Below are 26,924 nucleotides of genomic sequence, written 5' to 3'. Positions count from 1 at the left end.
GGGGGCCGGCGGGCGGTGTGGGGCCGCCCGCCGGCCCCTGGACTCACCGGCCACCGCGCACCGGGCTCAGACCCGGTCGCGGTGGCTCGTGTCGCACCACGGATAGCGGCGGCTGCGGCCGCAGGTGCACAGGGCCACGCGGAAGCGGTCCGAGGTGACGACGGAACCGTCCTCCAGCTCCACCTCCACCGGGCCCTCCACCAGCAGCGGGCCCTTGCGCTGGACCGTGATGCGGCGCGGCGCCGCGGACCGGTCAGACGGGGAGTTCGGCACGGACGACCACCAGCTCTTCCTTGTCCTCGGCGGCGGGCAGCAGCCCCCGCTCCCGCAGCCAGCGTTCCCGGCCGAGCAGCACCGGGCCGAACGCGATCCGTCGCCGGCGCGTCACCGCGGCCTTCAGGCCGGACGAGCGCAACTGCCCGACGCTCAGCTCCGGGCCGCTGAGCGCGGACTGCACCACCAGCAGCACCCCGCCCGGACGCAGCAGGCCGGGCGCCTCCCGGCAGATCCGGTCCACGACCAGCCGTCCGTCGTCGCCCGCGTCCCAGGCGCGGGCCGCGCCCCTCGCCCGTCCGGCACCGCCCGGCGCCGGCACGTACGGCGGGTTGGCCAGGATCAGGTCGAACGACTCCCCGCGCACCGGGTCGAAGAGATTCCCGTGCCGGATACGGACGGGGAGTCCCGCCCGCGCAACGTTCAGCCGCGCGGCCCACACCGCCCTCCATGACACGTCCACGGCGGTCGCACGAAAGCCCCGGCGCGCGGCCTCCAAGGCCAGGGCACCGGTGCCGGTGCCGACGTCCAGGACCTCCGCGCCCGGCGGCAACGGCTCGTCGGACAGGGCGCCGGCCAGCAGCTCGGTGTCCTCCTGCGGGGCGTAGACGCCCGGGGGTACCAGTGGGTTCACGGCGCTCGGGTACCCGGGTATTCAGGGTATATGGGCTGCTTCGCGGGCAAGCGGGGCATGTAGTGACGAACGTGACGCACGCCAGTCGGCGAGCAGCCGGGCGCCGAAGCGGTCCTCGACGAACCCGGTGGCGTCGATCCCGAGCGCGACGTCCGGGGCCAGGTGCGGTTCGGCCTGAAGCAGACCGCCGATGACGTCGTGGCGCACCACCTGTTCGTGGACCGCGTCGGCCTCGACGTGCTCGTCGTAGAAATGCTCGGCCGCGGGCCCGGCACCGGTGCGGCGCATCGCCTCGGCGAGTCGCCGCGATCCCGGTGACGAGGTGATCTCGACCGTCGCGAAGTGGCCGACCAGGGCGCCCCTGAGGGCCCGGTGCAGGCCGAAGAGGGACATGAGGTTCACCGTGACCAGGGCCTCGGCGCACGCCGCGTCGAGGTAGCGGCCGTACGTGGTGTCCAGGCCCAGGTCCGTCATCAGGTCCGCGAACAGCCGGGCGTGCACACGGTCGGCGCGGCCACCGCCCCACTCGTCGAACTCCACCGCCGCCATCGCCGCCTTCGCCCGGCCCCACAGCCGCGGCAGCACCCAGGCGTGCGGGTCCGCCTCCTTGAGGTGGTAGAGGGAGCGCTGGGCCGCGTACTCGCGCAGGTGCCACAGCTCGCCCTCGTCGCGCAGGAAGTGGGTGACGCCCGTGCCGTCGACGGGCTCGACCAGGAGGTCCGCCAGTGCCTCGTCCACGCTGTCGTGGACCCGGGCGTCGGTGCGCAGAGCGGACAGGAAGCGGTGCTCGAGGGCCGCCCGGGTGCGCAACAGGTCGGGGTCCCACTCGCGATCGGGGGACACACCCGCGAACCCGCGGTAGTGCAGCTCGTAGCACAGGTACAGGGCGAGCTGGAGATCCTCGCCGTACACCGAGGCACGGACGACCTCCTCAAGGCCGGGCAGCCGGCCCGCGCCCCGCAGGTATGCCGCGACGGCCCTGCTCAGCGGGCCGCGCGGGGCGGGCAGTCCTGGCTCATCACGGTGGTGCTCCATGCGCGCCGGGTACCCGGCCGGCGTGTGGGGTCACCCACTCGCGCAACACCGGCGCGGCGGGGTACTCCGGCACCCCCGGGGGTGACCAGCGAGCCGGTGCACGAGGGCGACGCCTGGCCGGGCGTGCACGACCGGCTGCTGGAGTCCGAGATCCTCGTCATCGCCTCGCCGACCTGGCTCGGCGGGGCGTCCTCCGTCGCCCAGCGGGTGCTGGAGCGGATGGACGCGATGATGTCCGAGACCGACGACGAGGGCCGGCCGGTCGCCTACGACCAGGTGGCGGGCGTGGTCGCACCGGCAACGAGGACGGGGCGCATCATGTGATCAACGAGATCCCGGGCGTCCTGGAGGACATCGGCTGCACGATCCCCGGCCAAGCGTGGACCTACTGAACCAGGGGCCGGGCCCGGGCCCGGCTTCATCGACGCCGAGCGCGGCCGCGACTGGTCGCGGTCGACCGGGCGGGCCATGGCGGCCAACCTGCTCGGCGTGGCCCGGGCCCTGGCGCAGCGGCCGCTCGGCCCGCCGCCGCAGTGGCCCGGGCCCGCCCGGCCCCTCCTTATCGGTCCCCCTGGGACTCCTCCTGGGCGCGCGTGTTCGGGGTGATGGCCTCTGCGGCCTCGCCCCGGTGGCGTCGCTGCTCGGCGGAGTCCTGGGTGTGGTTCTCGGCGTCCTCGATCTCGCGCAGGACCTCCTCCAGCGCCGTCTCGGGCTTCTTGTCGGAGCCGTCGTGGTTCTTGTCCTGGGACACGGGGGTCTCCTTCCTGCGTTCGGTGCGTTCCTTGTCGTCTGCCGGTGCTCAGCTGGAGGCGATGCGCAGCGGCACCGGGTCGGGCGGGGCCGCCTCCTCGTTGCGGCGGGTGACTTCCGCCCACCAGGCGGGGCCGTCCTCGATGTGCCGCAGCAGCACGCCCTCGCGGATCGCCCAGGGGCAGACCGTGACGGACCTGATGCCGGTCAGTTTCATCGCGGTGTGCCCGACCACCGCTCCGGCCAGGCTCTGCGCGGCCCGCGGCGCTGAGATGCCGGGCAGCTGCGCGCGTTCGGCCGCGGGCAGGGCGGCCAGCCGAGGGATCGCCTCGCGCAGCGCCGCGCGGTGCAACTGCCGGTCCACGAACGGGCCGTGGCGTCCGGGCGGCGTACCGCACAGCCGTCCCAGTTGCTGGAAGGTGCGGGAGGTGGCGACCGCGGTGCGCGGGCCCTCCCAGCGGATCCGCGCCGCGACGTCCCGCAGCTGGTGGCGGACCTTGCGGCGCAGCGCCCGCACTCGCTCCGGCGACGGCGGGTCCTCGTCCTTGAAGAACTCGTGGGTGAGCCGCCCCGCGCCCAGCGGCAGCGACGCCACGAAGTCGGGCAACCGGCCGCGCCCGAAGGCGACTTCGAGCGAGCCGCCGCCGATGTCGAGCAGCGCGAGCGGCCCCGACCGCCAGCCCATCCAGCGCCGGGCACCGAGGAACGTCAGTTCCGCCTCGACCTCGCCCGGCAGCGTGCACAGGTCCACGCCGGTACGGGCCCGGACGGTGTGCAGCACCTCGTGCCGGTTCGGCGCGCTGCGCACCACGGCGGTCGCGAACGCCAGCGGGCAGGCCGCACCCCACCGGGTGGCGGTCCGGCTCGCCTCGGCGACCGCGTGCACCAGTTGTTCCACGGCCGGCTCCGGGATGGGTCCCCCCGGTGTGACCTGCTCGGACAGCCTGAGCCGCCACTTGGCGGTGTGCACCGGAAGCGGTACGCCACCGTCCGCGTCCGCGACGACCAGTCTGACCGTGTTCGATCCCACGTCCACCACGCTGATTCGCATGGGCCGTGGGTACCCACTTCTGGGAGAGGCCAACGATCGGGCCCCCGGAGTACGGCGAAGACACGCCACCGGGCAGGCCGGGGATCGTCACGCCATCTGGCGCCGCACCAGCTCGTGCAGCCGGCCGCTCGTGTCGGCGAGCAGCTGGGCGGGCGGGCCCTGCTGGACGACCTTGCCGTCCTCCATCACCACGACCCGGTCGGCGTCCAGCACGGTCGACAGCCGGTGGGCGATGACGATCCGGGTGGCGTTGAGGGCCTTGGTGCTCTCGATGACCGTGCGCTGGGTCTCGTTGTCGAGGGCGCTGGTCGCCTCGTCGAAGAAGAGGATGCGCGGCCGGCGGATCAGCGCCTGGGCGATCATCAGCCGCTGGCGCTGGCCGCCGGAGACGGCGCCGCTGCCCGAGACGATGGTGTGCAGGCCCATCGGCATCCGCTTGATGTCCTCGGCGAGACCGGCCATCTCGGCCGCCGCCATCGCCTCCTCCGGCGTGTACGGCTCCGTGCCGCAGATGACGTCCAGGATCGAACCGGTGAACGGCTGCGCGTGCTGGAGCACCACACCGCACTGGCGGCGCACCGCCGACTGGTCGAGCGCGGCCAGGTCCTGACCGTCGTAGAGGACGCTGCCCGACACCGGGCGGTCGAAGCCGATCAGCAGGCGCAGCAGTGTCGACTTGCCGCAGCCGCTCGGGCCGACGACCGCGACGAACTCGCCCGGCCGCACCTCGAACGACACGTCGTCCAGGACCAGCGGGCCGTCGTCCGAGTAGCGGAAGGACAGCCGCCGCGCCTCCAGCGCCCCGGACAGCGGGCCCGGACGCGTGCTCGCCGTGCGTACCTCCGGCGTCGCGTCCAGCACCGGTTTGATCTCCTCGAACATCGGCAGCGCGGCCACGGCCGAGACGAACGCGCTCGTCAGCTGGGTCACCGAGGTCAGCACCATCGTGACCGAGGTGTTGAAGGTGAGGAACGCGGCCGCCGACATCGAGCCCCGGGCCGGACCCGCCAGCAGCATGAACATCAGCAGCGTGCACAGCGGCAGATACACCGCGCCCAGCACCGACGTGAGGTTCTTGATGCGGCCGACCTTCTGCTGGAGCTCCCGGCTGCGCGCGAACTGGGACGCCCACGCGGCGTACGCGTAGTTCTCGGCGGCGGCCACCCGCAGCTTGGGCAGACCGCGCAGCGTCTGGAAGGCCTGGTTGTTCAGCTTGTTGGAGAGCACCACCAGCCGCCGCTGCCACCGCACCTGCCACAACCCGAGCCCCAGGAACACGGCCGCGATGACGACGAGCATGCCGATCGCGGCCATCGCCATCGGCACGCTGAACCACAGCAGCAGCCCCAGGTTCATCGCCCCGACCGTCACCGACTGGGTCACCGTCGGCCCGACTCCCGCCAGCAGCCTGCGGATCGAGCTGATGCCCATGGCAGCGCTGGCCAGTTCGCCGGTGGAGCGCTCGGTGAAGAACCTCGTCGGCAGCCTGAGCAGCCGGTCCCACACGGCCGGCTGGAGGGTGGCCTCGATGCGGCCCTCCAGCCGCAGGATGGTCAGGTTCTGCAACAGCATGAAGGCTGCCGCCACCACGCTGCTGAGCATCACCGCCAGGCACACCTGCACGATCAGGTCCGTCTGCGCCTTCGGCACGAACTCGCCGAGCACCTTGCCGGTCGCGATGGGCACCAGCGCGCCGATCGCCACCGTGACCAGCCCGCTGAGCAGCAGCCCCGTCAGGTCGCCGCGCGTGCCCTGCATGCAGAACCGCAGCAGTCTGAGTGGGCTGAGCCGCCGCTCGGGCAGCGGGCGGTAGAACATCACCGCGCGCGGCTCGAACTCGTCGGCGTTGGCCTTCTCGATCGGTGTCTCACGACCGGTGGACGGATGGACCGCCACATATCCGCCGCGCCGCCACAGCAGCGCCACCGGCGCTCCGGACAGGGCCCGGTGGCCGACCAGCGGCCCGACGTCGTCCCGCCACCAGCGGCCGTCCAGGCGCACGGCCCGGGTACGGACGCGGGAGGCCAGGGCGACCTGCTCGACCGGGTCGAGACGGTCGCCGCCGATGCCCTTCTGGGTGGGCTCGGTGAGGCTGATCCCGGCCGCCTGCGCGACGAGCTTGCACGCCGCGTACGTGGCGTCGGCGTCGGCCGCGGTGGTCCGCTTCGACGACCGCTTGCCGATGGAGGCGAGCAGTGTCTGGTCGGCCTGGGCGCGCACCGCCTCACCGGCCTTGATGCCCTCGGCCGTGCGCGACTCGTGGGTGCGCTCCAGCTGCTCGATCCAGCGGTCCAGCGTGGTCAGGAGCCGGTACTGCTGGTCGACCATGGTCTGCCACAGGGCCGGGTCCATCAGCAGGTCGGCCGCGGCCTCCGCGCCGTACAGCGAGCCGTACTGGACGCTGCCCGGTGGCACCTGCATCCAGAACACGTCGTCGTCCGTGGGCGCGGCGGCCCGCTCGGTGGCCATCGGCGCCTGGAAGAGGATGGACAGGCTGCGGCCCACCCCCAGGGCGAGGGCGTACTCCAGCGGACTCGTCGTCGGCGGCACGTACTGCGGGTTGCCGTACTCGTCGTACGACCAGGTCGCGGTGCTGGCGGGCTGGTACAGCTCGCGCAGGCCGATGCGGTGCACCACGCAGTCCCGCAGCGGGCGGGCCACCAGGGTGTGCTGGGGCCCCGCCACCGGTCCGAGCACCAGCGAGCCCGCCTCCAGGCGGCCCAGGTGGTGCCAGTGGCCCTGCTGGCCGGCGTCCACCGCGAACAGGTCGACGGCACCCGACGCGACCAGCCACAGCACCTGCGGGCCTTCCAGGTCGAGGCGGTTGAACCCGGCGCAGTCGATGCGCGAGCCCATCTGCCCGAACGCGTTGAGGACGAGGTCACCCTCGTGGCCCTGAACGGCCGTCATCTCAGTGCTCCCTGACCAGTGCCGCGTACGCTCCGCCGCGCGCCACCAGGTCCTCGTGCCGTCCCCGCTCCACGACCGTGCCGTGCTGGAGGACGACGATCTCGTCGCTGTCGCGGACCGTGCTGAGCCGGTGCGCGATCACCACACAGGCACAGCCGCGCCTGCGCAGGTTGTCCATCACGACCAGCTCGGTCTCCGCGTCCAGCGCGCTCGTCACCTCGTCGAGGACCAGGATGCTCGGCCGGCGCACCAGCGCCCGCGCGATCTCCAGGCGCTGGCGCTGCCCGCCGGAGAAGTTGCGCCCGTCCTGCTCGACCTTGCTGTGGATACCGCCGGGACGCCGCGTGATCACGTCGTGCAGGGCGGCGTCCCGCAGCGCGTCCTCCACCGCCTCGTCCGGGATCGACGGGTCCCACAGCGCCACGTTGTCGCGGACCGTGCCCTCGAAGAGGAACACGTCCTGGTCGACGAAGGAGACGGAGGCGGCCAGCGCCCCGCGCGGGATGTCCTCGATGCGCTGTCCGTCGATGCGGATCACGCCCTCCCACGGCGCGTACAGGCCGGAGATCAGCCTGGACACCGTGGACTTGCCGCTTCCGGACCCGCCGACCAGCGCGACCTGCTGCCCGGGACCGACCGTGAGGTCGAAGCCGGTGAGCAGGGGCTTGTCGAGCGGGCTGTAGCCGAAGGTGATGTTCTCCAGCTCGACGTGCCCCTGGAGGCGGCGCGTCGACTCGCCGGACTCGGGGCGGCCGTAGAGCGGGTCGGCCTTGAAGTTCTCCACGTCCTTCAGCCGCGCCACGTCGGCCGCGAAGTCCTGGATGCGGCCCGCGACGCCGTTGAGCCGGGTCAGCGGGGCGGTGAACCGGGTGACCAGGGCCTGGAAGGCGACCAGCAGGCCGACCGAGATGTGGCCCTCGACCGCCCGCATGCCGCCGATCCAGAGGATCAGCGCGCTGTTGAGGGTGGCCAGCGTCGGCGCGACCACGCCCAGCCAGGCGCTCGGCACACCGAGCCGCTGCTGCTCCTCCAGCGTGGTGGCGTGCTGCCCGGCCCACTTGCGGAAGTAGCCGTCCTCACCGCCGGTCGCCTTCATCGTCTCGATCAGCTGAAGACCGGTGTACGCGGTGTTGGTCAGCCGGGCCGTGTCGGCGCGCAGCTTCGCCGTGCGCGTGGCCCGCAGCCGGATGACCACCCGCATGGCCACGATGTTCAGCAGCGCCACGCCGATGCCGACGAACGTCAGCTGCGGGTCGTAGGTGTACAGCAGCACCGCGTACAGGACGACGACGACCGCGTCCACGCCCGCCGCCGCGAGGTCGCGGGACAGCGTCTCGGCGACCGCGTCGTTGGACTGGAGCCGCTGCACCAGGTCGGCCGGGCTGCGCTGGGAGAAGAACGTCACCGGCAGCCGCAGCAGATGGCGCAGGAAGCGGGCGCTGGAGAGGGTCGAGGAGATGATGCGGCCGTGCAGCAGGTTGGCCTGCTGGAGCCAGGTGAGCACGACCGTGAGCAGCACGCACGCCGCCATCGACGCGAACAGCACGCCGAGCAGCGAGGTGTGGTTCCCGATCAGGAACTCGTCGATGTAGGTGCGGCTGAGCGCGGGCACCGCCGCGCCGACCGCCACCAGCAGCAGGCTCGCCAGGACGGCGGCGGGCATCGTGCCCGCGGTGCCGCGCAGCCGGGCGGGCATCGCGCCCAGGACGCCGGGCTTGCGGCCACCCCGGGTGAAGTCCTCGCCGGGCTCCATGACCAGCACGACACCGGTGAAGCTGCCGTCGAAGTCCTCCATGGGGACGAAGCGGCGGCCCTTGCCGGGGTCGTTGATGTAGACGCCGCGGCGGCCGAAGCGGCGGCCCATGCCGTCGTAGACGACGTAGTGGTTGAACTCCCAGAACAGGATGGCCGGCGACTTCACCTCGGCGAGGGCGGCCAGGTCCATCTGCATGCCCTTGGCCGTCAGGCCGTAACTGCGGGCCGCCTTGAGGAGGTTGCTGGCGCGAGAGCCGTCGCGGGAGACGCCGCAGGCGATGCGCAGCTCCTCCAGCGGGACATGCTTGCCGTAGTGGCCGAGCACCATCGCCAGGGAGGCGGCGCCGCACTCCACGGCCTCCATCTGGAGCACGGTGGGCGTGCGGACGGTCTTCGCGCCGGCCTTGGGCACCTTGCGCTTCGGCGGGGCGGCGCGGCGTCGGCCCCGGGTGTCCGGTGCGGTCGCGGTCACGGCAGCAGCCAGTCGACGGGATGCTGGTCGGCCAGCCGGATCGACCCCGAGGCCAGCGTCATGGAGTTCAGCTTGAACGGCGGCCCGTCCGCGGACGACCACTTGTAACCGCTCTTCGTGGCGGACGACTTGTCCAGCCGGACCGTCACGGCCACCGGCCTGCCCTTCTTCGTGAACTGCTCGCCCAGCTGGCTGTCCCCGAGGAACGCGGCGATCTGCTGCGGAGACTGGGCCGAGCGGTCCACCGACTTCACGTGGCCGCGCAGCACGCCGTACTCCTGGGTCGGCACCGACTGCACGGTCAGGTCGACGTCGGCGTCGTCGGGGATCGAGGCGGCGTTCTCGGCGGGGACGTAGACCGTCGCGTACAACGCGTCCTTGGTGTGGGCGACCTTCTCGACGGCGGCGACGTTCGCGCCGGTCTGGATGATCTGCCCGACGGTCGCGGCGAGCGCGGAGACACGGCCCGCGTCGAGCGTGCGGACGACGGTTTCGCCCTTGGGCGTACGGACCTTGAGCACGGGGGAGTCGGCCGGCAACCGCTCGCCCTGCTGCGCGAGCACCGCGGTGACCTGGCCCGCGACCGGGCTCTGGAGGAGATAGCTGCCCTGCCCGTGCGTGAGGATGGCGGGTGCGCTGACGGTGGAGGTCACCGAGCCGGTCACCGCCCATACCGAGGCGGCCGCCATCGCGACCACCGTCACCGAGAGCACCAGCCAGCCCTGCGGGCGGGCGAAGCGCACCGGAAGGTCGAGTTCCTCCGGTGACTGGAGCTTGGCGAGGGCCTGTTGGCGGAACTGCAAGGAACTTCCCTCACCCGTAGAAGAGGTTCTTACGGCCGCAACAGAGGCTGTTACGGCACCCGAAGATCCCGGAACCGCCGGCTGCGGCTCCGGGAGTCAACGGCAATGGGGCCAGATCAGAGGCCGGAGACCAGGTTGGTGACCGGGGCCGTGTTCAGGCCGGTGGCGCCCTCGACGGTGCCGACGGCCGTGTTGACCAGGCCGGAAACCGGGGCGATGCCGTCGACCGTGTCGGTGACGGTGTTCACGGCGTTCACGGACAGGCCGCCGGAGATGGCGTCGAGCTGGGCGTCAGCGATCTCGACGGTCTCAACCTGGGGGGTGGAGTTCATGATGGAACTTCCCTTCATATGGATATCTCACAAGGGGGGAGCGGCCCCCTCTGGGGACAGATGACGGCCGCGACCGCGAGTGCCGGACTCCCGTTTCCGAGTGCCCTGTGCGGCCCCCGCGGTGCGATGGATCAAAGCACGCTGCGGGCGCGCGCTTCCAATCAACCAGCTGTCCCACCAGGCAACTTGCGCCCCAGCCGCACCGAAGAGTGCAGGTGTGTGCACGCCTTGGTGGCGACTTCTTCACACGCGCCACGGCATCGGCTCATCGGACCCCTTGTTCCGTGGGGCGGCGAATCCGGCACTCCCGCCCCAAAGGCGTGGCCGACGCGGTCGGCGCGCGGATAACCCTCGACTCGGTGACCGGGTTGAGCATTCGATGTGCAGATTCGCTGAAGGTGAGATTCCACTCTGCGATCGCAACAGACGGTTTCCGGTCGGATACGGATCGTGTTCGTTCGGTATGCCGTCCTGAAGCCCGTGACTGAAACACCGTCATCCGGCCAGTTGGCTGATTTCACGGTGCGAACGGATCGCTTGCAAACGGAATTGAACGCCCCGGGCGGCCCGTGCGTACCAACAGCCATCCAGGCGCCCCCCAGAAGCTGCCGGACGGCGGCACCTACTCCGTTCCCCAGGAGGAGAGAAGTTTGAGTCACAAGCGAATTCCGAAGCGCAAGGCCGCGATAGCGGCGGGCAGCGTGGTGGCGCTCGGCGCGGCCGCGATCCTGCTCCCCAACGCCAACGCCTCGCAGGACGGTTCGTCCGACGACGCGGCGGCCGCGCCGAAGACCCTGAAGGCGGGCGACGCCTCGGATCTCGCCTCGCAGCTCTCCGGGCTCCTCGGTGAGGCGTTCGGCGGCTCCTACTACGACAGCGACAGCCAGCAGCTCGTCGTCAACGTCGTACCGGGCGACAACAACAACGTGATCGTGCAGGCGAAGGCGGCGGGCGCGAAGGTCCGCGAGGTCGACAACAGCTGGTCGGAGCTCCAGAGCGGGGCGCAGACCCTGAAGTCGGACGCGACCATCGCGGGCACCTCGTGGTCGATCGACCCGCGCACGAACAAGCTCCTGGTGACGGCCGACAGCACCGTCACCGGTGCCAAGTGGGACAGACTGGAGTCCACCGTGCAGAGCCTCGGCTCCGGCATGGCGACCATCAAGAAGTCCGCGGGCACCTTCAAGCCGTTCGTCTCGGGCGGCGACGCCATCTTCGCGGGCGGCTCGCGCTGCTCCCTCGGCTTCAACGTCACCGCGGGCGACGGCTCGCCGGCCTTCCTGACGGCCGGTCACTGCACCCTCGGCGGCAACGAGTGGTCGGACACGCAGGGCGGCCAGCCGATCGCCACCGTCGACCAGTCCACCTTCCCCGGCGACGGCGACTTCGCGCTCGTGAAGTACGACGACCCCGCGACCGAGGCGCCCAGCGAGGTCAACACCGGAGACCAGACCGTCCAGATCACCGAGGCCGCGGAGGCGACCGTCGGCCAGGAGGTCTTCCGGATGGGCAGCACCACCGGGCTCGCCGACGGCCAGGTCCTCGGACTCGACGCCACGGTGAACTACCCGGAGGGCACCGTCACCGGCCTCATCCAGACCAACGTCTGCGCCGAGCCCGGCGACAGTGGCGGTTCGCTGTTCACCCAGGACGGTCTCGCGATCGGCCTGACCTCGGGCGGCAGCGGCGACTGCACGGTCGGCGGCGAGACGTTCTTCCAGCCGGTGACCACCGCCCTGGAGGCGGTCGGCGCGACCCTCGGCGCGGGCGGCGCGGCCGGTGGCGCGGGTGAAGAGGCCGGTGCCGGCGAGGACGCCGGTGCGGGCGAGGACGCCGGCGCCGGTGCTGGTGCCGGTGCCGGTGAGGAGGCCGGGGCCGGTGGCGACGCCGGTGCTGGTGCGGGCGAGGAAGCCGGTGCCGGTGAAGAGGCCGGCGCTGGTGCAGGTGCCGGTGAGCAGGCCGGAGGCGAGGACGCGGGCGCCGGAGCCGGCGAGGGTGCTGGTCAGGACACGGGCCAGGGTGTCGAGGACAACTCCGGTCTGACCGAGTCCCGCTGACCCGAAACCGTCGGCAGCCGGTCCGACGCTGCCGGCCCGGTTCCGCCCCCTTCCTGGCGGGACCGGGCCGGCCCACCGGCGTTCCCAGCCACCGACCGGCCTGAGCCGTGGTTCCGGCCGGCGGTGGGCCGGGCCGGTCCTCCGGCGGGAGGACCGGCCCGGCCTCGTGCACGGCGGCGACCTGCCCTACCCGACCGCCCTGAGCAGCAACAGGGCGATGTCGTCTAGCCGTTCCTCGCCCTCCGTGCGGTGGGGCTCCTGGCGGACTAGGCTGTCGGCCAGTTCGTCCAGCGGCTGGTCCCCGGCGTCGGCCAGACGGCGGCCCAGGCCGGCGAGGGCCTCCTCGAAGTCGGTGCCGGGGGACTCGACCAGCCCGTCGGTGTAGAGGACGAGCAGGGAGCCGGGGGCGAGGGCGACCTCCGTCGTCGGGTACACCGCGCAGGCGTCGATGCCCAGCAGCGGGCCACCGGCCAGGTCGAGCACGCGCACCCGCCCGTCCGGGCGTCTCAGCAGCGGCGGCGGATGACCCGCCCGGGACATCACGGCCCGGCCGTGCGCCGGGTCGAGGCGCAGGTACAGACAGCTGGCGAACAGGTCGGCCTCCAGGTCGAGCAGCAGCCGGTTGGTGCTGCGCATGACCTCCTCGGGCGCCTGGCCCACGGCCGTGTACGCGCGCACCGCGGTGCGGACCTGCCCCATCAGCCCGGCCGCCGTGACGTTGTGCCCCTGCACGTCCCCGATCACCGCCGCCGCCATCCCCTGGGTGCGCACCAGGTCGTAGAAGTCGCCGCCGATGTCCATGCCCTGGGTGGCCGGCACATAGCGGGCGGCCGCCTCGATGCCGGGCAGCGACGGCAGGGAGTGCGGCAGCAGCGCCTCCTGGAGGCCGTGCGCCAGCCGGTGCTTGGCGTCGTAGAGCAGCGCCCGCTCCAGCGCCTGGGCGATCAGCCCGGCCAGGCTGGTCATCACCGCCCGCTCCTCCGTCGGGAAGGGGTGCGGCTCGGCGTAGGAGAGCACGCACGTCCCCACCGGCCGGCCCTGGGCGATCAGGGGCAGATACGCCCAGGCCGCGAACCCGTCGGGCGTCGAGAGCCGCGCCGGGTAGAGGCGCTCCAGATGTTCCTGCGACTCGAAGAAGGCGGGCACGCCCGTCCGCAGCACCTGCGTGCCGGGGGTCGACTCGGTCAGCGGCATCCCGTCGAACCGCTCCACGACGTGCGCGTCCGGATACCCGCGATGCCCGAGCACCCGCAGCCGGTTCGCCCGCGAGCCCAGCACGACCAGCGCCTGGCTGCCCACGGCCGGGGCGATCTCGTCCGCGACCAGCTGCACCACGTCCTGCACCCCCACCGCCTCGGTGAGCGCACCGGCCAGGTTCAGCACCTGCGAGATGGTGACCAGCCGGGACGGCGTCCCGTCGGGCGGCGGTGCGGCCCGGTTCATCTCCGCCACGGCCCGGGCCCGGGTGATCCGGACGCTCAGCCCCGTCGTGCTCGGATACAGCCGGAACGACAGCCACTCGCCGGGCGGGCGCAGCGCCACGAAGGAGGCGGTGTGCTGGCTCATCAGCGCGGCCCGGTAACGGTCCTCGTACACCGGGTCGTTGAGCCACGGCACCGACGCCCACAGCTGTGTGCCGAGCAGCCGGCTGACCGGGACGTTCAGCAGCTCGGCCGCCGCCGCGTTGACGAAGCCGATCCGTCCGTGCAGATCCAGCGAGACCAGCCCGTACGGCAGCCGGCTCACCATCCGGGCCGCCTCGACCGTGCCGAGCGTGCCGGCCATCCCGCCCACCAGGGGCGAGGCGACCAGATCGGTCTCGGGGTGCGGCGGGATGCTGTGCTCGGCGGCTCGCTCCAGCCGGACCGCCAGCCGGCCGCAGGCCGCGGTCAGATGCTCGCGCTCATGGTCGGACAGCTCCGGCGGATGCGCGCCCGGCCAGGTCACGAACACCGCGCCGTACACGGTCGACTCGGTGGCCACCGGCACCGCGGCCAGGGCGAACGGATAGGGCAGTACCACGGCGATCCGCGGATAGCGGCGGGCCATCTCCTCCTCGCCGCCGACCCACACCAGCTTGCGCTCGCGCGCCGCGTCGGCGACCGGGATCGGCGCGCTCAGCCCCACCCGCTCCCAGGGCGCCGCGAAGGCCCGGGGCAGCCCCGCCATCACCGCCATCTCCAGCACCGGCCGGTCCTGCGCCAGCAGGTACACGGCGCCGGAGTGGGCATGCACCTCGTCCATCATCGAGGCCAGCGCCAAGGACAGCAGGGGACGGCCGACCGGCGTCCTGGCGGCTGCCGGCGCCTGCGCGAACGACTGCCCGTCGGACACGCCGACCACCTCCTCGCACGGCCGCGCGCCGGGCTCAGGAACAAATCTCCTCCCTGGCGGCCCGTCGCGCACGACGAGCGGCCCCGGGGGACGGACCTGGTTACTGTCGGTCACAGACGCATGGCCCCGTCGAAGGAGCCCGACCGCCGCGACCCATGCCGCCGAAGTCGAAGCGCGGCCGGTGTGCGGGCGTCGCGCGTGCGCCCCCACGCAGCCTGATGTCCGGTTCTCCGCGCTCACGCAGGGTCATGGTCGCGAACAAGGGGGCACGCGCTCGACACGACGACGGGACGTACGGCGAGCGGTAGGGGGCGGCAGTGACGCAGTAGTCCCACACGATCCCGGCGATCTGTTCCGCGTTCGCCCGGGTCGCAGAGGCGTGGATCTTCCAGCCCTGTGCCGGACCCGCCGGCGGCTCGCCGTCCGGGCCGAGCGGTGTCATCGTCAGCCAGTCGCCGGTCCGAGCCGCCTCCCAGCCCTCGGGCACCGGCCGGCGGGCCGTCTCGTAGAGGCGCCCGGCCGCCCCCTGCGCGGCCTCCTGCCCGCCCGGCGCCAGCCGGGTCCGGCGTCCCGTGGAAATGCCGGTCGGCGAGCGCGTACACCTCGTAGCGCTTGTCCGTGCGTCCCCCTGTCGTGACGGGCACCGAGCCTTCCGGCCACGCGACGGGCCCGGACAGTCACGCCTGTCACGAGAACACGTGTGGAACGCACGGGTAAAGACACGTTCGGTGGCTTTCGAGCGCCGGCGCCAGCTCGGCTCCACGGAACGGTCACAGGGGCTGCGCAGGTATCTCATAAGCGCTGTAATGGCCAACGTGGTCAGTGAGGGCGCCCAAGAGCGCGGAACGCGAACGCTGCGTGCCGAAGGTGCCCTCAAAGCGATCGCGGTCGATCAGGGGTCGCCCGAACGCGTGCACCGCGCTCTCGAACAGGCGCTCGTCTTCGCCGGTGCGGCGTTCGTCGCCGTGTACGCGCCCGGTCAGGACGGCGAACTGCTCTGCCTCGTCGAGTCGGCCGGGGTGCCCAGGACGCTGTACGGGCTGCGCGACAGCTACCCACGCGCCGGGCGGTCCCCGGTCGCCGAGGCCCACCGCGGTGGACGGCCGGTCTCGCTGGGCCCGGCCGAACTCGCCGAGCACGCCGAGGCCCGGCGCGTGCCGTCCCGGGACTTCCACCTGGTCGCCCTGCCCGTGCCCGGGAACGGCGGCGGCTGCCTGCTCGCCGTGAGCGAGCGCCCCGCCGGGTTCGACACCGACGACCGCAAGTGCCTGGAGCTCATCTCCGAGGCGGTCGCCTTCACCGCCCCGGCCGTGCTTGCCGAGGGCGGTGAACTGCCCCCGGGCGCCTTCAGCCTCGCCATGGACACCGGCCGCGTCCGGGTCGGCGACGAGCTGCTGGACCTGTTCGGCCTGGACCCCGTGGAGTTCGACGGCCGGGTCGAGACCCTGCTCGGCCTGACCGTGCCGGAGGACCTGCCCTCGCTGATGTCCGTCGTGGAGGCGGACCACATGTCCATCGGCGACCGGGAGCTGGAATTCCGCGTGCTCCAGCCCACCGGGCCGCCGAAGTGGCTCCGGCTGAGCGGGCGGCTCCTGCCCGGCGGCGACGGCCACCCGGCGCGGCTCGTGGGTACCGTCGCCGACGCCTCCACGCTGCGCTCCGACGTCACCGACGTGGCCCGCGTCCAGCGCCTGGCCAGCGCGCTGGCCACCGCCGTCACCGTCCGCGACGTCGGCAACGCCGTGGTCGCCGCCTTGCGCCGACCGCTGAGGGCGGACCGGATCGCCCTCGCCGAGCTGGAGAGCGACCGGCTCGTCGTCACCGTCCTCGACCCACCCGACCCCGAGGCCTGGCCCGAGCTGTGGCGCACGGAGTGGCGCGGCGAGTGGCCCGACGCGCCCGTGCGCGCCATGCCCACCCTCGCCGCCGCGCTGCGCGAGGGCCGGGCCCGGATCTGGCCCGCCGGCAGCCCTCTGGAAGGCGCCCTGGCCGAGGTCGGCCCCGGCGGCCTCGCCGTCCTGCCGCTGCCCGCCGGGAACCGCATGGCCGGAGCCTGCCTGATCGGCTGGGACGCCCCGCACGACTTCGGCACCGACGAACGCGCCCTGCTCACCGCCTGCGCCGGCCTCGCCGGGCAGGCCCTGATGCGGGCCCGGGCATTCGACGCCGAACACGAACTCGTCGGCATGCTCCAGCGCCAGCTGCTGCCGCGCCGCCTGCCACGGCTGCCGGGCGCGGTGGCCGTCGCCCGCTATCTGCCCAGCACGGCCGGACTCGAACTCGGCGGCGACTGGTACGACGTCATCCCGCTGCCCGACCACCACGTCGCCCTGATCATCGGCGACGTCCAGGGACACAGCGCGGGCGCCGCCACCCTCATGGGCCAGATGCGCACCGCCCTGCGCGCCTACGCCGTCGAAGGGCACCCGCCGGATGTCGTGGTCTCGCACGCCAACCGACTGCTCATGGACATGGAGAGCGACCTCTTCGCCACCTGCGCCTACGTCGACATCGACCTGGAGGAGGGCTCCGCCTGGTGCGTGCGCGCCGGGCACCTGCCGCCGGTGCTGCGGTACCCGGACGGCCGGACCGAGATCGCGGAGGCCGAGGGCGGCCCGCCCCTCGGGGTGGTCACCCAGGCCGACTTTCCCATGAGTCCGCTCCGGCTGCCGCCCGGCACCGTGATCGCCCTGGCCACGGACGGCCTCGTGGAGACCCCCGGCACCGACATCGACGAGGGCATGGACCGCCTCGCCGGCCGGCTGGCCGCAGCCGCCCCCGCCGACCTGGGGCTCGTCGCCGACGCCCTCCTCGGCAACGCCCCGCGCAGCGACGACGTCGCGCTGCTCCTCATGCGCTACGACGGCATGGACCTGCGCCCGCTGCGGGAGAGCTGGACGGTGTGGCGCGTCCCGCAGGCAGTCGGGCACGCCCGCCGCTTCGCCCGGCGCACCCTGCGCTCCTGGGGCGTCACCGAGGACTTCGACGCCGTCCTCCTCGTCGTCTCCGAACTCGTCACCAACGCCCTCGTCCACACCGACGGCCGGGTCCGCATGGACCTCACGCTCATCAACAACCGCCTGCGTGTCGCCGTCGCCGACGCCTCCCCGCGCAGCCCGGTCCGGCCGACCAGCATCGGCTGGGAGGCCACGGGCGGCCGGGGCATCCTCCTCGTCGAGGCCGTGTCGGCGACATGGGGGACTTTGCCGGTCAGCGGCGGGAAGCAGGTGTGGGCGGAGCTGGTGCTGGGACGGTGAACCGTTCCACGATCACCTGGTGACCGGGCCGGTTGGCCGGGTACCCGGGCGGCGCAAGACGGAGAACCCGCAAGGAGCCGAAGGAAGAGGAACGTCATGGCTCAGCATGTCCGCGACATCATGACCAGCGATCCGGCCACGGTCGAGCCGCAGACCTCCGTCGCCGAGGTGGCCCGCATCATGCGCGACGAGGACGTCGGCGTCGTCCTGGTGACGGACGGCGACGATCTGCGCGGTGTGGTCACCGACCGTGATCTGGTGGTCCGGTCGATCAGCCAGGGCGGTGACCCGGAGCAGACCACCGTGGCCGGCGCGTGCAGTGACGACCTGGTCACCGTCAGCCCCGACGAGAACCTGGGGCACGCGGTGGAGCTGATGCGCGAGCACTCCGTGCGCCGCATCCCGGTCGTCGACCACGGCCATCCCGTGGGCATCGTGTCCCTGGGCGACATGGCCATGGAGCGCGACCCTGACTCGGCGCTGGGCGACATCAGCGCCGCGCGTCCCAACACGTGACAACAGCCCCCGGCCGGCCGGTCCCGCGCACACGCGGTGCGCGGGACCGGCGTACGTGCGGGGAACAACCTTGAGGTGAGGGGGAGTTCAGCGCCCGGCCGAGACGTCACGACCCGTGTTTGTTCGGTTTGTTCATGGGGACTCGAACGGCAGCGGATGCAGAAGGAAGATGATGAGTCGTGACCTCCATGGACACCAGTGACAAGCCCGTCGTCCGTCGGCCCGAGACCGGCTGGTCGAAGGCACGCCGCCTGCGCGACAAGGCCGCGCTGCGGACCTGCCTCCCCGCCGTGGAGGACCGGGCCACCACCCGAACCGCGCGCTCCGAGCCGGACTGGAACATCGTCAGGGGCGAGGACTGACCGCTCCCCAGGAGGCCGCGCGGTGACGATCCGGGTAACGGCGCGCATCGACAACCCGAAGAAGTGATGTTCACATCCGCCGGATCACGACTATGGTGAACCGAATGAAGGCTCTCGTGCTGTCCGGCGGCGCAGGAACAAGACTGAGGCCGATCACACACACGTCGGCCAAACAACTGGTGCCAGTGGCCAACAAGGCCGTGCTTTTCTATGGGTTGGAGTCGATCGCCGAGGCCGGCATCACCGACGTGGGAATGATCGTCGGGGACACGGCCGCGGAGATCGAGGAAGCGGTGGGCGACGGGTCGCAGTTCGGCCTGAAGGTCACCTACATCCCCCAGGAGCGGCCCCTGGGGCTGGCCCACGCGGTACTGATCGCCCGGGACTACCTGGGCGACGACGACTTCGTGATGTACCTCGGCGACAACTTCATCGTCGGCGGCATCACCGGACTCGTCGACGAGTTCCGCAGCAACCGGCCCGACGCCCAGATCCTGCTCACGCGCGTGGCCGACCCACGCGCCTTCGGCGTCGCCGAACTCGACCCCTCCGGCCAGGTCATCGGCCTGGAGGAGAAACCCGACCAGCCCAAGAGCGATCTGGCCCTGGTCGGCGTCTACCTGTTCACACCCCTGATTCACGAAGCGGTACGCGCCATCGAACCCTCCTGGCGCGGCGAACTGGAGATCACCCACGCCATCCAGCACCTGATCGACTCCCGCGCCGACGTGCGCTCCACGGTCATCACGGGCTACTGGAAGGACACCGGCAACGTCGGCGACATGCTCGAGGTGAACCGCATGGTCCTCGAGGGCATGGACCGCCGGATCGACGGCGACGTGGACACCGCGTCGGAGACCATCGGGCGAGTGGCGGTGGAGGAGGGCGCGCGGATCGTCAACTCCCGCATCGTCGGCCCCGCCGTCATCGGTTCCGGAACCGTCATCAGCAACTCCTACGTGGGTCCCTTCACCTCCATCGCGGAGAACTGCCGGATCACCGACAGTGAACTGGAGTTCTCCATCGTGCTGCGGGACTCCTCGATCCAGGGCGTCGGCCGGATCGAGGCCTCGCTGATAGGCCGGCACGTCGAGGTGACGCCGGCCCCCAGCGTCCCCAGCGCCCACCGCTTCGTCCTCGGAGACCACAGCAAGGTGCAGATCACTTCATGAACCTCCTCGTCACCGGCGCCGCCGGGTTCATCGGCTCCCGCTACGTGCGCGCAACTCTCGCCTCGGACGCGCCCGACGCGCCGCGCATCACCGTGCTGGACAAGCTCACCTACGCCGGCACCCTCGACAACCTCGAACTCGGCCATCCCCGGCTGGAGTTCGTGCAGGGCGACATCTGCGACGCCGAGCTGGTCGACAAGCTCATGGCCGACGCGGACCAGGTCGTGCACTTCGCGGCCGAGTCCCATGTGGACCGCTCGATCAGCGGCGCGGCCGACTTCGTCCGCACCAACGTGCTGGGCACCCAGACCCTGCTGGACGCCGCCCTGCGCCACGGCGTGGGCCCCTTCGTGCACGTCTCCACCGACGAGGTCTACGGCTCCATCGAGACCGGCTCGTGGCCGGAGGACCACCCGCTGCAGCCGAACTCCCCGTACTCGGCCTCCAAGGCCTCCTCCGACCTGCTCGCCCTGGCCTACCACCGCACCCACGGCCTGGACGTGCGCGTCACCCGTTGCTCCAACAACTACGGCCCGCACCAGTTCCCCGAGAAGGTCATCCCGCTGTTCGTCACCAACCTCCTCGACGGCCACAAGGTGCCGCTGTACGGCGAGGGCCGCAACGTCCGCGACTGGCTGCACGTGGACGACCACTGCCAGGGGATCGACCTCGTCCGCACCAAGGGCCGGCCCGGCGAGGTCTACAACATCGGCGGCGGCACCGAGCTCACCAACAAGGAACTCACCGGCCTGCTCCTTCAGGCCTGCGGCGCGGACTGGGACCGCGTGGAGTACGTCGAGGACCGCAAGGGCCACGACCTGCGCTACTGCGTCGACTGGTCCAAGGCCCGCGACCAACTCGGCTACCGCCCCCGCCACGACTTCACCACCGGCCTCGCCGAGACCGTCGCCTGGTACCGCGACAACCGCGTCTGGTGGGAGCCCCTGAAGCAGCGAGTCGCCCAGGAGCGCGCATGAAGTGGCTGGTCACCGGGGCGGGCGGGATGCTCGGCCGGGACGTCGTCGAAGAGCTCACCCGGCGCGGCGAGAACGTCGTGGGCCTCGACCGCGCCGCCCTGGACATCACCGCGCCCGAGGCCGTCGACACCGCTCTCGGCGAGCACCGCCCCGACCTCGTGGTCAACTGCGCCGGATACACGGCCGTCGACGACGCCGAGAGCGACGAGGCCCGCGCCCTGCAGATCAACGGCGACGGCCCGCGCCTGCTCGCCCGGGCCTGCGCCGCGTACGACGCCCGGCTGATCCACCTCTCCACCGACTACGTCTTCTCCGGCGAGGACCGCACCGCCCCCTACCCGGAGGACCACCCGCCCGCCCCCCGCACCGCCTACGGCCGCACCAAGCTGGCCGGCGAGCGGGCCGTGCTGGAGGAACTCCCCGGGGCGAGCGCGATCGTGCGCACGGCTTGGCTCTACGGGGCGGGCGGCACTAACTTCGTGCGGACCATGATCGGTCTCGAAGCCCGCCGCGACACCCTCGACGTCGTCGACGACCAGCGCGGGCAGCCCACCTGGAGCGCGGACGTCGCCGAACGGATCGCCGACCTCGGCCCCCGGATCGGACCCGACGCGCACGGCGTCTTCCACGCCACCAACTCGGGCGAGGCCACCTGGTACGAGCTGGCCCGCGAGGTGTTCTCCCTCATCGGCGCCGACCCGGACCGGGTGCGCCCCACCAGCAGCGCGGCCTTCCCCCGGCCCGCGCCCCGCCCGGCGTACAGCGCCCTCGCGCACCGCCGGTGGCAGGAGATCGGCCTGCCGCTGCCGCGCGACTGGCGCTCCGCCCTGCACGAAGCACTGCCCCATATCCGCAAGGAAGGTCCCCTTCGTGAAACGCCATGAGTTCCTCCGGGAACTGCACAAGGTCAGCGCCAATCGCAACTACCTGGAGATCGGCGTCAACGACGGTCGCAGCCTGCGTCTGTCCCGCGTCCCAAGCATTGCGATCGACCCCGCCTTCAAGGTGGTCTCGGAGCTGAAGTGCGACGTCCACCTGGTGAAGGCCACCAGTGACGACTTCTTCGCCCGTGACAACCCCTTGCAGCACCTCAAGGGCGGTCGTCACCCGCTGCGCAACCTGCGCAGAGGCCGCAGCCCCATCGGCTACTGGCGCCGCACGACTGTGGACCTGTCGTTCATCGACGGCATGCACCTGTTCGAGTACGCGCTGCGTGACTTCATGAACGTCGAGAAGCACTCGGACTGGTCCAGCGTGATCGTCTTCGACGACATGCTGCCGCGCAGCGTGGACGAGGCGGCCCGGGACCGGCACACCAACGCCTGGACCGGCGACGTCTACAAGATCGCCGAGGTCCTGACGCGCTACCGCCCCGACCTGGTCGCGGTCCAGGTGGACACCGCACCCACCGGCCAGCTCGTCGTCTTCGGTGCCGACCCGAACAACCGGGTCCTGCACGACAAGTACGACGAGATCATGGCCGAGTACAAGGTGCCCGACCCCCAGAAGGTCCCCGAGGCGATCCTGGAACGGGCCGGTGCGGTACGCCCCGAGGCCCTGCTGGAAGCCGGCTTCTGGCGCCCCCTCACCCAGGCCCGCAACCGCGGCCTGCCCCGCTCCATCGGCTGGGAGCCCCTGCGCAAGGCCCTGGAACAGGTGGGCGTCAGCCGCTGACCACCGACGTCGGCCTGCTCGACGTCCCTCGGGCCCGGGCGCTGCGTGCGCCCGGGCCCGAGGCGTGCCAGGGTGACGTGGCCCGGCCTTTCCGGCGTGGGGCGGGACGCCGCGCGGACCGGCCCTACGGCGTGTCGGGGGCGTGAGCCTCTCCGGGCTGCGGCGGGTGTCGGGGCTCCAGTACTGCGCGCCCGACCCCGCACGCGTCCCGTACGGTCCGTCGGGTCAGCCTCGGGCACTACGCGCAGCGCGAGGTGCCCGACGGCGAGCCTGACCTGGTCCTCGGCCGACGGCGTCCGCAGGGCCGGGACGCGTGGCGCTCGCACGCCACGCCGGGAACCTCGCGCTCGCACGGATGCTGCGGCGCAGCCCCACCGGGCTGCGACCGCACGACCTCGATCTCCCCGCGGCCTGGCACGCCCCGCATGCCGGAGAAGACGTCAGCCGTCCTCCCGGCCACCCCGCAGCTCCTCGTAATACGCCAGGCAGGCCTCGTACGACGGCAGCAAGCCCTGGCGTTCCGCCTCGGCCAGGGTCGGGGCCTGGTCGTCCTTCGGGGAGAGGAGCGGCTCGATTCCGGCGGGCCACTCGATGCCCAGGGCCGGGTCGAGCGGGTGGATGCCGTGTTCGCGTTCCGGGGCGTAGCCCGCGGAGCACAGGTACACCACCGTCGCGTCGTCGGTCAGGGCCATGAACGCGTGGCCCAGCCCCTCCGCGAGGAACACCGCGTGCCGGGTGTCCTCGTCGAGCCGTACGGCCTCCCACCGCCCGTAGGTGGGGGAGCCCACGCGGATGTCGATCACCACGTCCAGGACGGCACCGCGCACACACGTGACGTACTTGGCCTGGCTGGGCGGCACATCCGCGAAGTGCACACCCCGCAGCACGCCCCGCCGGGAGACCGAGCAGTTGGCCTGGGCCAGCGACAGGTCGTAGCCCGTGGCCTCGCGGAACTCCGCGCCCCGGTACCACTCGTGGAAGCTTCCCCGTTCGTCCGGGAAGACCTTGGGCTCCAGAACCCAGGCGCCCTCTATCCCCAGTGGTCGCATGCCGTCACTGCCCTCCGATCCTGATACGGGAAACCTTCCGACGCACGGCAGCGAGCACGCGTCGCGCACGCCGCGCCACCCGCAGTGCCACGCCGGGCTGCGGCACCGGCGCCACCTGTACACGCCCGCCCGCCGCGCGCAGCGCGAACGGCAGCCCGGTGTACTGCGGCCGGTCGGCGTCCGGGGCCAGGCACAGGGCCACCCGCCAGACGCCGCGCGAGAGGCTCTCCGCGGGCGGGGCCGCCGCCAGCACCGCCCCCGTCCCGTCCGCGGCGGGGGAGAGCGTGCCGGGCGCCTCGAAGATCTGCTGGGCGGAGATGAACCGCAGCCGCACCTCGGTGTCGCCGGGGACGTGCAGCGCAAGCAGCGCACGGACACGGTCGCCGGAGACGGTGACGTCGGACTGCCGCACGCGGCCCAGCCCGAGCCGCTTGCCCCGCACGCCGAGTTCCAGGGAGAGGTTGCCGTGCGGCTCCGTCCAGTACGGCAGCGCCGGACGGCCTCCGACGATCCCCACGCCCGGCGTGGGCCGGTTCGCCCGCGGGGCCGGGCCCAGCCGGCATTCCTTGGTCCAGCCGCCCAGCTTGACCCGGACGAGCGCGTCCCAGACGCCGTCCTTCGGCAGGTCGGCCGGATCGACGGTGGCGGTCGCCCGCAGCACCAGCCGGACCTCCCCGTCGTCCCCGACCGGCACCGTCTCGCGGGTGAACCGCACGGGCTGGAAGTACTGCGCGGCACTGGACCGCTCCCGCAGCAGCAGGTCCGCGGTGGCCTGGCCGAAGCGCGCGGCGGTCTGCGAGGCCACCCACTCCACCGCTTCCGCGACGTCCTTGGGCGCGTCGTTCAGCGGCGTCGCCTCGGCGTCGGCCGGGAAGGTCATCGGCTCGCCGCCGGACGTGTACTCGGCCGTGAAACCGACGCTGAGGCAGCCGTCCCGCCACTCCACGTGGGAGGGGGCCGCCTTGGGTGCGACACCGGCCTCCCAGCGGGCGAAGGACACGACGTCGTCGTACCGGTCGGCCGCGGTCAGCGCCGCGACGACCTGTTGCGTCGGCTGAAGCCCGGCCGCGACGCCGGGACCGAACCGCTCGACGACGACCTCGTGGATCTCGGCGAACAGCTCCCTGCGGTAGTCGTCGGGCAGCTTCAGCAGGCGCCGGGCCCGCAGCCGCTCGACCATCTCCACGCGCAGCCAGCGCCGGAAGAGCTTGTCGCGCACCGGTCCGGGCTCGGTGTACCGCTCGACGACGTCGAGGGCCTCACGCAGGTTCTTGAAGTAGCCGACCGGATCGAAGCGCTCGAAGCCGGCGTTGGAGCCGTCGTCCCGCCGGAGGTGGTAGTAGCAGACGTAGTCGCTGATCACGGAGACGTTCTCCGCGCGCAGATACGCCTCGGCGATGAAGACGTGGTCCTCCAGGCGCCGTCTGCCCTCGGGGAAGCGCAGGCCGATGCGGTCCAGGAAGGCGCGGCGGAACATCTTGTGCGGGGTGAGGCTGTCGATGAGCGGGGCGTTGTCGACGGTGGCGCGCGGATGGTTGCGGCGGAACAGCTCCACCGGCACCGCGCGGCCCTTGCCGGCCATCTTGCCCACGACGACGTCGGCGCCGTTGGCCACGCCGTAGTCGTACATCCGCTCCAGGGCCTCGTCGCCCAGGTAGTCGTCGTTGTCGACGAACATGACGAACTCGCCGCGGGAGGCCTCGATGCCGACGTTGCGGGGCTTGCCCGACCAGCCGGAGTTCTCCTGGTGGATGACCTTCATCCGGGGGTCCTCGGCGGCGAGCGCGTCGAGCCGGGCCGGTGTCTCGTCGGTCGAGCCGTCGTCGACGAAGATCACCTCGTACTCGTCGGGAGGCAGCGACTGCCTCTTGAGCGAGGCGATGCAGTCCTCGATGTAGATCCCCGGGTTGTAGACGGGGACGATGACGCTGACCTTGACCGGCATCGGGTTTCCGGGCCCCTTCGGGTCGCTTGCCGTAGACGTCCTGTTGTACTGCGCGTTGCCCGATGCTAACCCGGTCGGCGATGTCGCCCCACCTTTCGAGACCGGGCCGTGATCATCTTCGGCCACGGGGCAACTGAGCTGCGCGGTCTGTCTGTTTGAAGACCGATCGGGTTCCCGGGCGGGGCGACCGGAAGCCTCTAGGGTGAGAATGTGCGCCTGCTTTTCATGTCCGATACTCACCTGCCCAAGCGGGCCAAGGTCCTGCCGACTCCCCTGCTCGCCGAACTCCCGCACGCCGACGTCGTGTTCCACGCCGGGGACTGGGTCGACACGGCCACCCTCGACCTGCTGGAGGGCCGCTGCCGCAGGCTCGTCGCCGTGTACGGCAACAACGACGGACCGGACCTGCGCGCCCGGCTGCCCGAGGTGGCGTCCGTGGAACTGGGCGGGCTGCGCTTCGGAGTGATCCACGAGACGGGCCCCGCCCAGGGCCGCGAGAAGCGCTGCGCCGCCCGCTTCCCCGACCTCGACGTGCTGGTCTTCGGCCACAGCCACATCCCCTGGGACACCACGGCCCCCACCGGCCTGCGCCTGCTCAACCCGGGTTCCCCGACGGACCGCCGCCGCCAGCCCCACTGCACGTACATGACCGCCACCGTCGCCGACGGCCGCCTCACCGAGGTGGAACTGCACCGGCTGCCGCCCCGCACACCCAGCTAGGGCCTGTCCGGCCGCTGCGGGAACCGCCATGACATGATCGGCGCATGGCGCGGGACAAGGGATACCTCCTGGACAACCGGCAGGCCGAGGCCGGTACGCGCTTCGACGCGCTGGCCGCCCTCTTCGACGCCTCGACGTTCCGGCACTTCGAGACGGTCGGTGTCGCCGAGGCGTGGCGGTGCTGGGAGGTCGGGGCCGGCGGGCCGAGCGTCGCCGCGTGGCTCCGCGAGCGCGTCGGGCCGCGCGGGCGCGTGCTCGCCACCGACATCGACGTCTCCTGGACGGAGGCGGCCGCCACCGACGGAGTCGAGGTGCTCCGCCACGACGTCGGCCGCGACGAGCCCCCGGCCGGGCCCTTCGACCTGGTCCACGCCCGCCTCGTCCTGGTCCACGTGGCCGAGCGCGACGCCGCGCTGCGCACCATGGTCCAGGCGTTGCGCCCCGGCGGCTGGTTGCTCGTCGAGGACGCCGATCCCGCGCTCCAGCCGCTGATCTGCCCCGACGAGTACGGCCCCGAGCAGGAGCTGGCCAACCGGCTCCGCACCGGCTTCCGCCGGCTGCTGCGGCAACGGGGTGCCGACCTGGCCTACGGACGCAGGCTGCCGCGGCTGCTGCGCGAGGCCGGCCTCGCCGACGTCGAGGCCGACGCCTACTTCCCGGTCACCTCGCCCGCGTGCGACGTCCTGGAGGCGGCCACCGTCCGGCAGGTGCGGGACCACCTCGTCGCCGAGGGCCTCACCACGGACGAGGAGATCGAGCGGCACCTCGCCAACGTGGAGGCGGGGTGCCTGGACCTCGCCACCTCACCGATGATCTCGGCCTGGGGCCGTCGGCCCGGCGCCTGAC

The 26,924-nt window shown here is 72.3% G+C and carries 22 protein-coding genes and 2 pseudogenes; 11 read left to right on the top strand and 13 right to left on the bottom strand.

The genetic code is table 11. The annotated features are described in order from the left end of the window. Positions 1-66: 66 nt before the first annotated feature. From ACIBNA_RS06470 to ACIBNA_RS06460, 3 genes are read right to left on the bottom strand one after another with little or no spacing between them, the layout of a single operon-like run. Positions 67-273 carry a CDGSH iron-sulfur domain-containing protein gene (locus tag ACIBNA_RS06470; protein ID WP_274821600.1) on the bottom strand — a complete coding sequence of 69 codons (207 nt, stop codon included), beginning with the start codon at positions 271-273 and terminating at the stop codon, positions 67-69. Continuing rightward, positions 254-907 (bottom strand): HemK2/MTQ2 family protein methyltransferase, encoded by a 654-nt coding sequence (locus ACIBNA_RS06465; protein ID WP_399164125.1) that lies wholly within the window; start codon positions 905-907, stop codon positions 254-256. Before ACIBNA_RS06465 ends, ACIBNA_RS06470 begins: the two co-directional genes overlap by 20 nt. A gap of 21 nt (positions 908-928) precedes the next feature. Then, entirely contained in the window at positions 929-1,942 is a 1,014-nt protein-coding gene (locus ACIBNA_RS06460) for an iron-containing redox enzyme family protein (RefSeq protein ID WP_399164124.1), read from the bottom strand. 75 nt (positions 1,943-2,017) lie between these two features. On the opposite strand from ACIBNA_RS06460, the pseudogene ACIBNA_RS06455 reads away from it, so the two are divergent. Further along, positions 2,018-2,473, top strand: a pseudogene (locus tag ACIBNA_RS06455) (flavodoxin family protein); the annotation flags it as partial. A gap of 28 nt (positions 2,474-2,501) precedes the next feature. Here the strand turns inward: ACIBNA_RS06455 and ACIBNA_RS06450 are convergent. From ACIBNA_RS06450 to ACIBNA_RS06425, 6 genes are all read right to left on the bottom strand, one after another. Beyond that, complete coding sequence (locus ACIBNA_RS06450; protein WP_399164123.1) at positions 2,502-2,693, bottom strand: hypothetical protein; 192 nt, start codon at positions 2,691-2,693, stop codon at positions 2,502-2,504. A gap of 48 nt (positions 2,694-2,741) precedes the next feature. Next, positions 2,742-3,743, bottom strand: a complete 1,002-nt coding sequence (locus ACIBNA_RS06445; RefSeq protein WP_399164122.1) for a Ppx/GppA family phosphatase — start codon at positions 3,741-3,743, stop codon at positions 2,742-2,744. A gap of 87 nt (positions 3,744-3,830) precedes the next feature. Beyond that, positions 3,831-6,653 (bottom strand): NHLP bacteriocin export ABC transporter permease/ATPase subunit, encoded by a 2,823-nt coding sequence (locus ACIBNA_RS06440; protein ID WP_399164121.1) that lies wholly within the window; start codon positions 6,651-6,653, stop codon positions 3,831-3,833. Position 6,654: 1 nt separating this feature from the next. Next, the gene (locus ACIBNA_RS06435; protein ID WP_399164120.1) at positions 6,655-8,880 is read right to left on the bottom strand and encodes an NHLP family bacteriocin export ABC transporter peptidase/permease/ATPase subunit; all 2,226 of its coding nucleotides are present in this window, start codon (positions 8,878-8,880) and stop codon (positions 6,655-6,657) included. Then, positions 8,877-9,683 carry an HlyD family efflux transporter periplasmic adaptor subunit gene (locus ACIBNA_RS06430; RefSeq protein WP_399164119.1) on the bottom strand — a complete coding sequence of 269 codons (807 nt, stop codon included), beginning with the start codon at positions 9,681-9,683 and terminating at the stop codon, positions 8,877-8,879. Before ACIBNA_RS06430 ends, ACIBNA_RS06435 begins: the two co-directional genes overlap by 4 nt. Positions 9,684-9,799: 116 nt before the next feature. Further along, entirely contained in the window at positions 9,800-10,015 is a 216-nt protein-coding gene (locus tag ACIBNA_RS06425; RefSeq protein ID WP_399164118.1) for a type A2 lantipeptide, read from the bottom strand. A 650-nt stretch (positions 10,016-10,665) separates the two neighbouring features. Here ACIBNA_RS06425 and ACIBNA_RS06420 point away from each other — a divergent pair. Next, a complete protein-coding gene (locus ACIBNA_RS06420; RefSeq protein WP_399164117.1) occupies positions 10,666-12,072 on the top strand; it encodes a S1 family peptidase in 1,407 nt (468 codons plus the stop codon). Between the two features lie 186 nt (positions 12,073-12,258). Here ACIBNA_RS06420 and ACIBNA_RS06415 read toward each other — a convergent pair whose 3' ends face one another. Beyond that, complete coding sequence (locus ACIBNA_RS06415; protein WP_399164116.1) at positions 12,259-14,415, bottom strand: SpoIIE family protein phosphatase; 2,157 nt, start codon at positions 14,413-14,415, stop codon at positions 12,259-12,261. A 283-nt stretch (positions 14,416-14,698) separates the two neighbouring features. After that, positions 14,699-15,050, bottom strand: a pseudogene (locus ACIBNA_RS06410) (hypothetical protein); the annotation flags it as partial. Positions 15,051-15,212: 162 nt separating this feature from the next. On the opposite strand from ACIBNA_RS06410, the gene ACIBNA_RS06405 reads away from it, so the two are divergent. The 7 genes from ACIBNA_RS06405 (at position 15,213) to ACIBNA_RS06375 (ending at position 22,364) form a co-directional block, all read left to right on the top strand. Then, complete coding sequence (locus tag ACIBNA_RS06405) at positions 15,213-17,663, top strand: SpoIIE family protein phosphatase (protein WP_399164115.1); 2,451 nt, start codon at positions 15,213-15,215, stop codon at positions 17,661-17,663. A gap of 96 nt (positions 17,664-17,759) precedes the next feature. Further along, the gene (locus tag ACIBNA_RS06400; protein ID WP_399164114.1) at positions 17,760-18,179 is read left to right on the top strand and encodes a CBS domain-containing protein; all 420 of its coding nucleotides are present in this window, start codon (positions 17,760-17,762) and stop codon (positions 18,177-18,179) included. Positions 18,180-18,358: 179 nt separating this feature from the next. After that, positions 18,359-18,541 carry a hypothetical protein gene (locus ACIBNA_RS06395; protein WP_399164351.1) on the top strand — a complete coding sequence of 61 codons (183 nt, stop codon included), beginning with the start codon at positions 18,359-18,361 and terminating at the stop codon, positions 18,539-18,541. A gap of 104 nt (positions 18,542-18,645) precedes the next feature. Then, positions 18,646-19,713, top strand: coding sequence for a glucose-1-phosphate thymidylyltransferase (locus ACIBNA_RS06390; RefSeq protein WP_399164113.1), 1,068 nt, complete (start codon positions 18,646-18,648; stop codon positions 19,711-19,713). Then, positions 19,710-20,690 carry a dTDP-glucose 4,6-dehydratase gene (gene rfbB, locus ACIBNA_RS06385; protein ID WP_399164112.1) on the top strand — a complete coding sequence of 327 codons (981 nt, stop codon included), beginning with the start codon at positions 19,710-19,712 and terminating at the stop codon, positions 20,688-20,690. Before ACIBNA_RS06390 ends, rfbB begins: the two co-directional genes overlap by 4 nt. After that, entirely contained in the window at positions 20,687-21,574 is an 888-nt protein-coding gene (rfbD, locus tag ACIBNA_RS06380; protein WP_399164111.1) for a dTDP-4-dehydrorhamnose reductase, read from the top strand. Before rfbB ends, rfbD begins: the two co-directional genes overlap by 4 nt. Next, positions 21,561-22,364, top strand: a complete 804-nt coding sequence (locus ACIBNA_RS06375) for a class I SAM-dependent methyltransferase (RefSeq protein WP_399164110.1) — start codon at positions 21,561-21,563, stop codon at positions 22,362-22,364. Before rfbD ends, ACIBNA_RS06375 begins: the two co-directional genes overlap by 14 nt. 440 nt (positions 22,365-22,804) lie before the next feature. On the opposite strand, the gene rfbC is transcribed toward ACIBNA_RS06375, so the two are convergent. Beyond that, complete coding sequence (rfbC, locus tag ACIBNA_RS06370; protein WP_399164109.1) at positions 22,805-23,413, bottom strand: dTDP-4-dehydrorhamnose 3,5-epimerase; 609 nt, start codon at positions 23,411-23,413, stop codon at positions 22,805-22,807. 4 nt (positions 23,414-23,417) lie between these two features. Then, a complete protein-coding gene (locus ACIBNA_RS06365) occupies positions 23,418-25,358 on the bottom strand; it encodes a glycosyltransferase family 2 protein (RefSeq protein ID WP_399164108.1) in 1,941 nt (646 codons plus the stop codon). Positions 25,359-25,568: 210 nt separating this feature from the next. Here ACIBNA_RS06365 and ACIBNA_RS06360 point away from each other — a divergent pair, with 210 nt between their 5' ends. Further along, positions 25,569-26,078 (top strand): metallophosphoesterase family protein, encoded by a 510-nt coding sequence (locus tag ACIBNA_RS06360; protein ID WP_399164107.1) that lies wholly within the window; start codon positions 25,569-25,571, stop codon positions 26,076-26,078. 44 nt (positions 26,079-26,122) lie between these two features. Then, positions 26,123-26,923, top strand: a complete 801-nt coding sequence (locus tag ACIBNA_RS06355) for a methyltransferase domain-containing protein (protein WP_399164106.1) — start codon at positions 26,123-26,125, stop codon at positions 26,921-26,923. The last annotated feature ends 1 nt before the right edge of the window (position 26,924 follow it).

The organism is Streptomyces sp. NPDC050164, assembly GCF_044459945.1.
In the GTDB taxonomy this organism is placed as follows: Bacteria; Actinomycetota; Actinomycetes; order Streptomycetales; family Streptomycetaceae; genus Streptomyces; species Streptomyces coeruleorubidus_A.
Note: the sequence above shows the minus strand (reverse complement) of the source record. Positions and strands in the feature narration are given on the sequence as shown.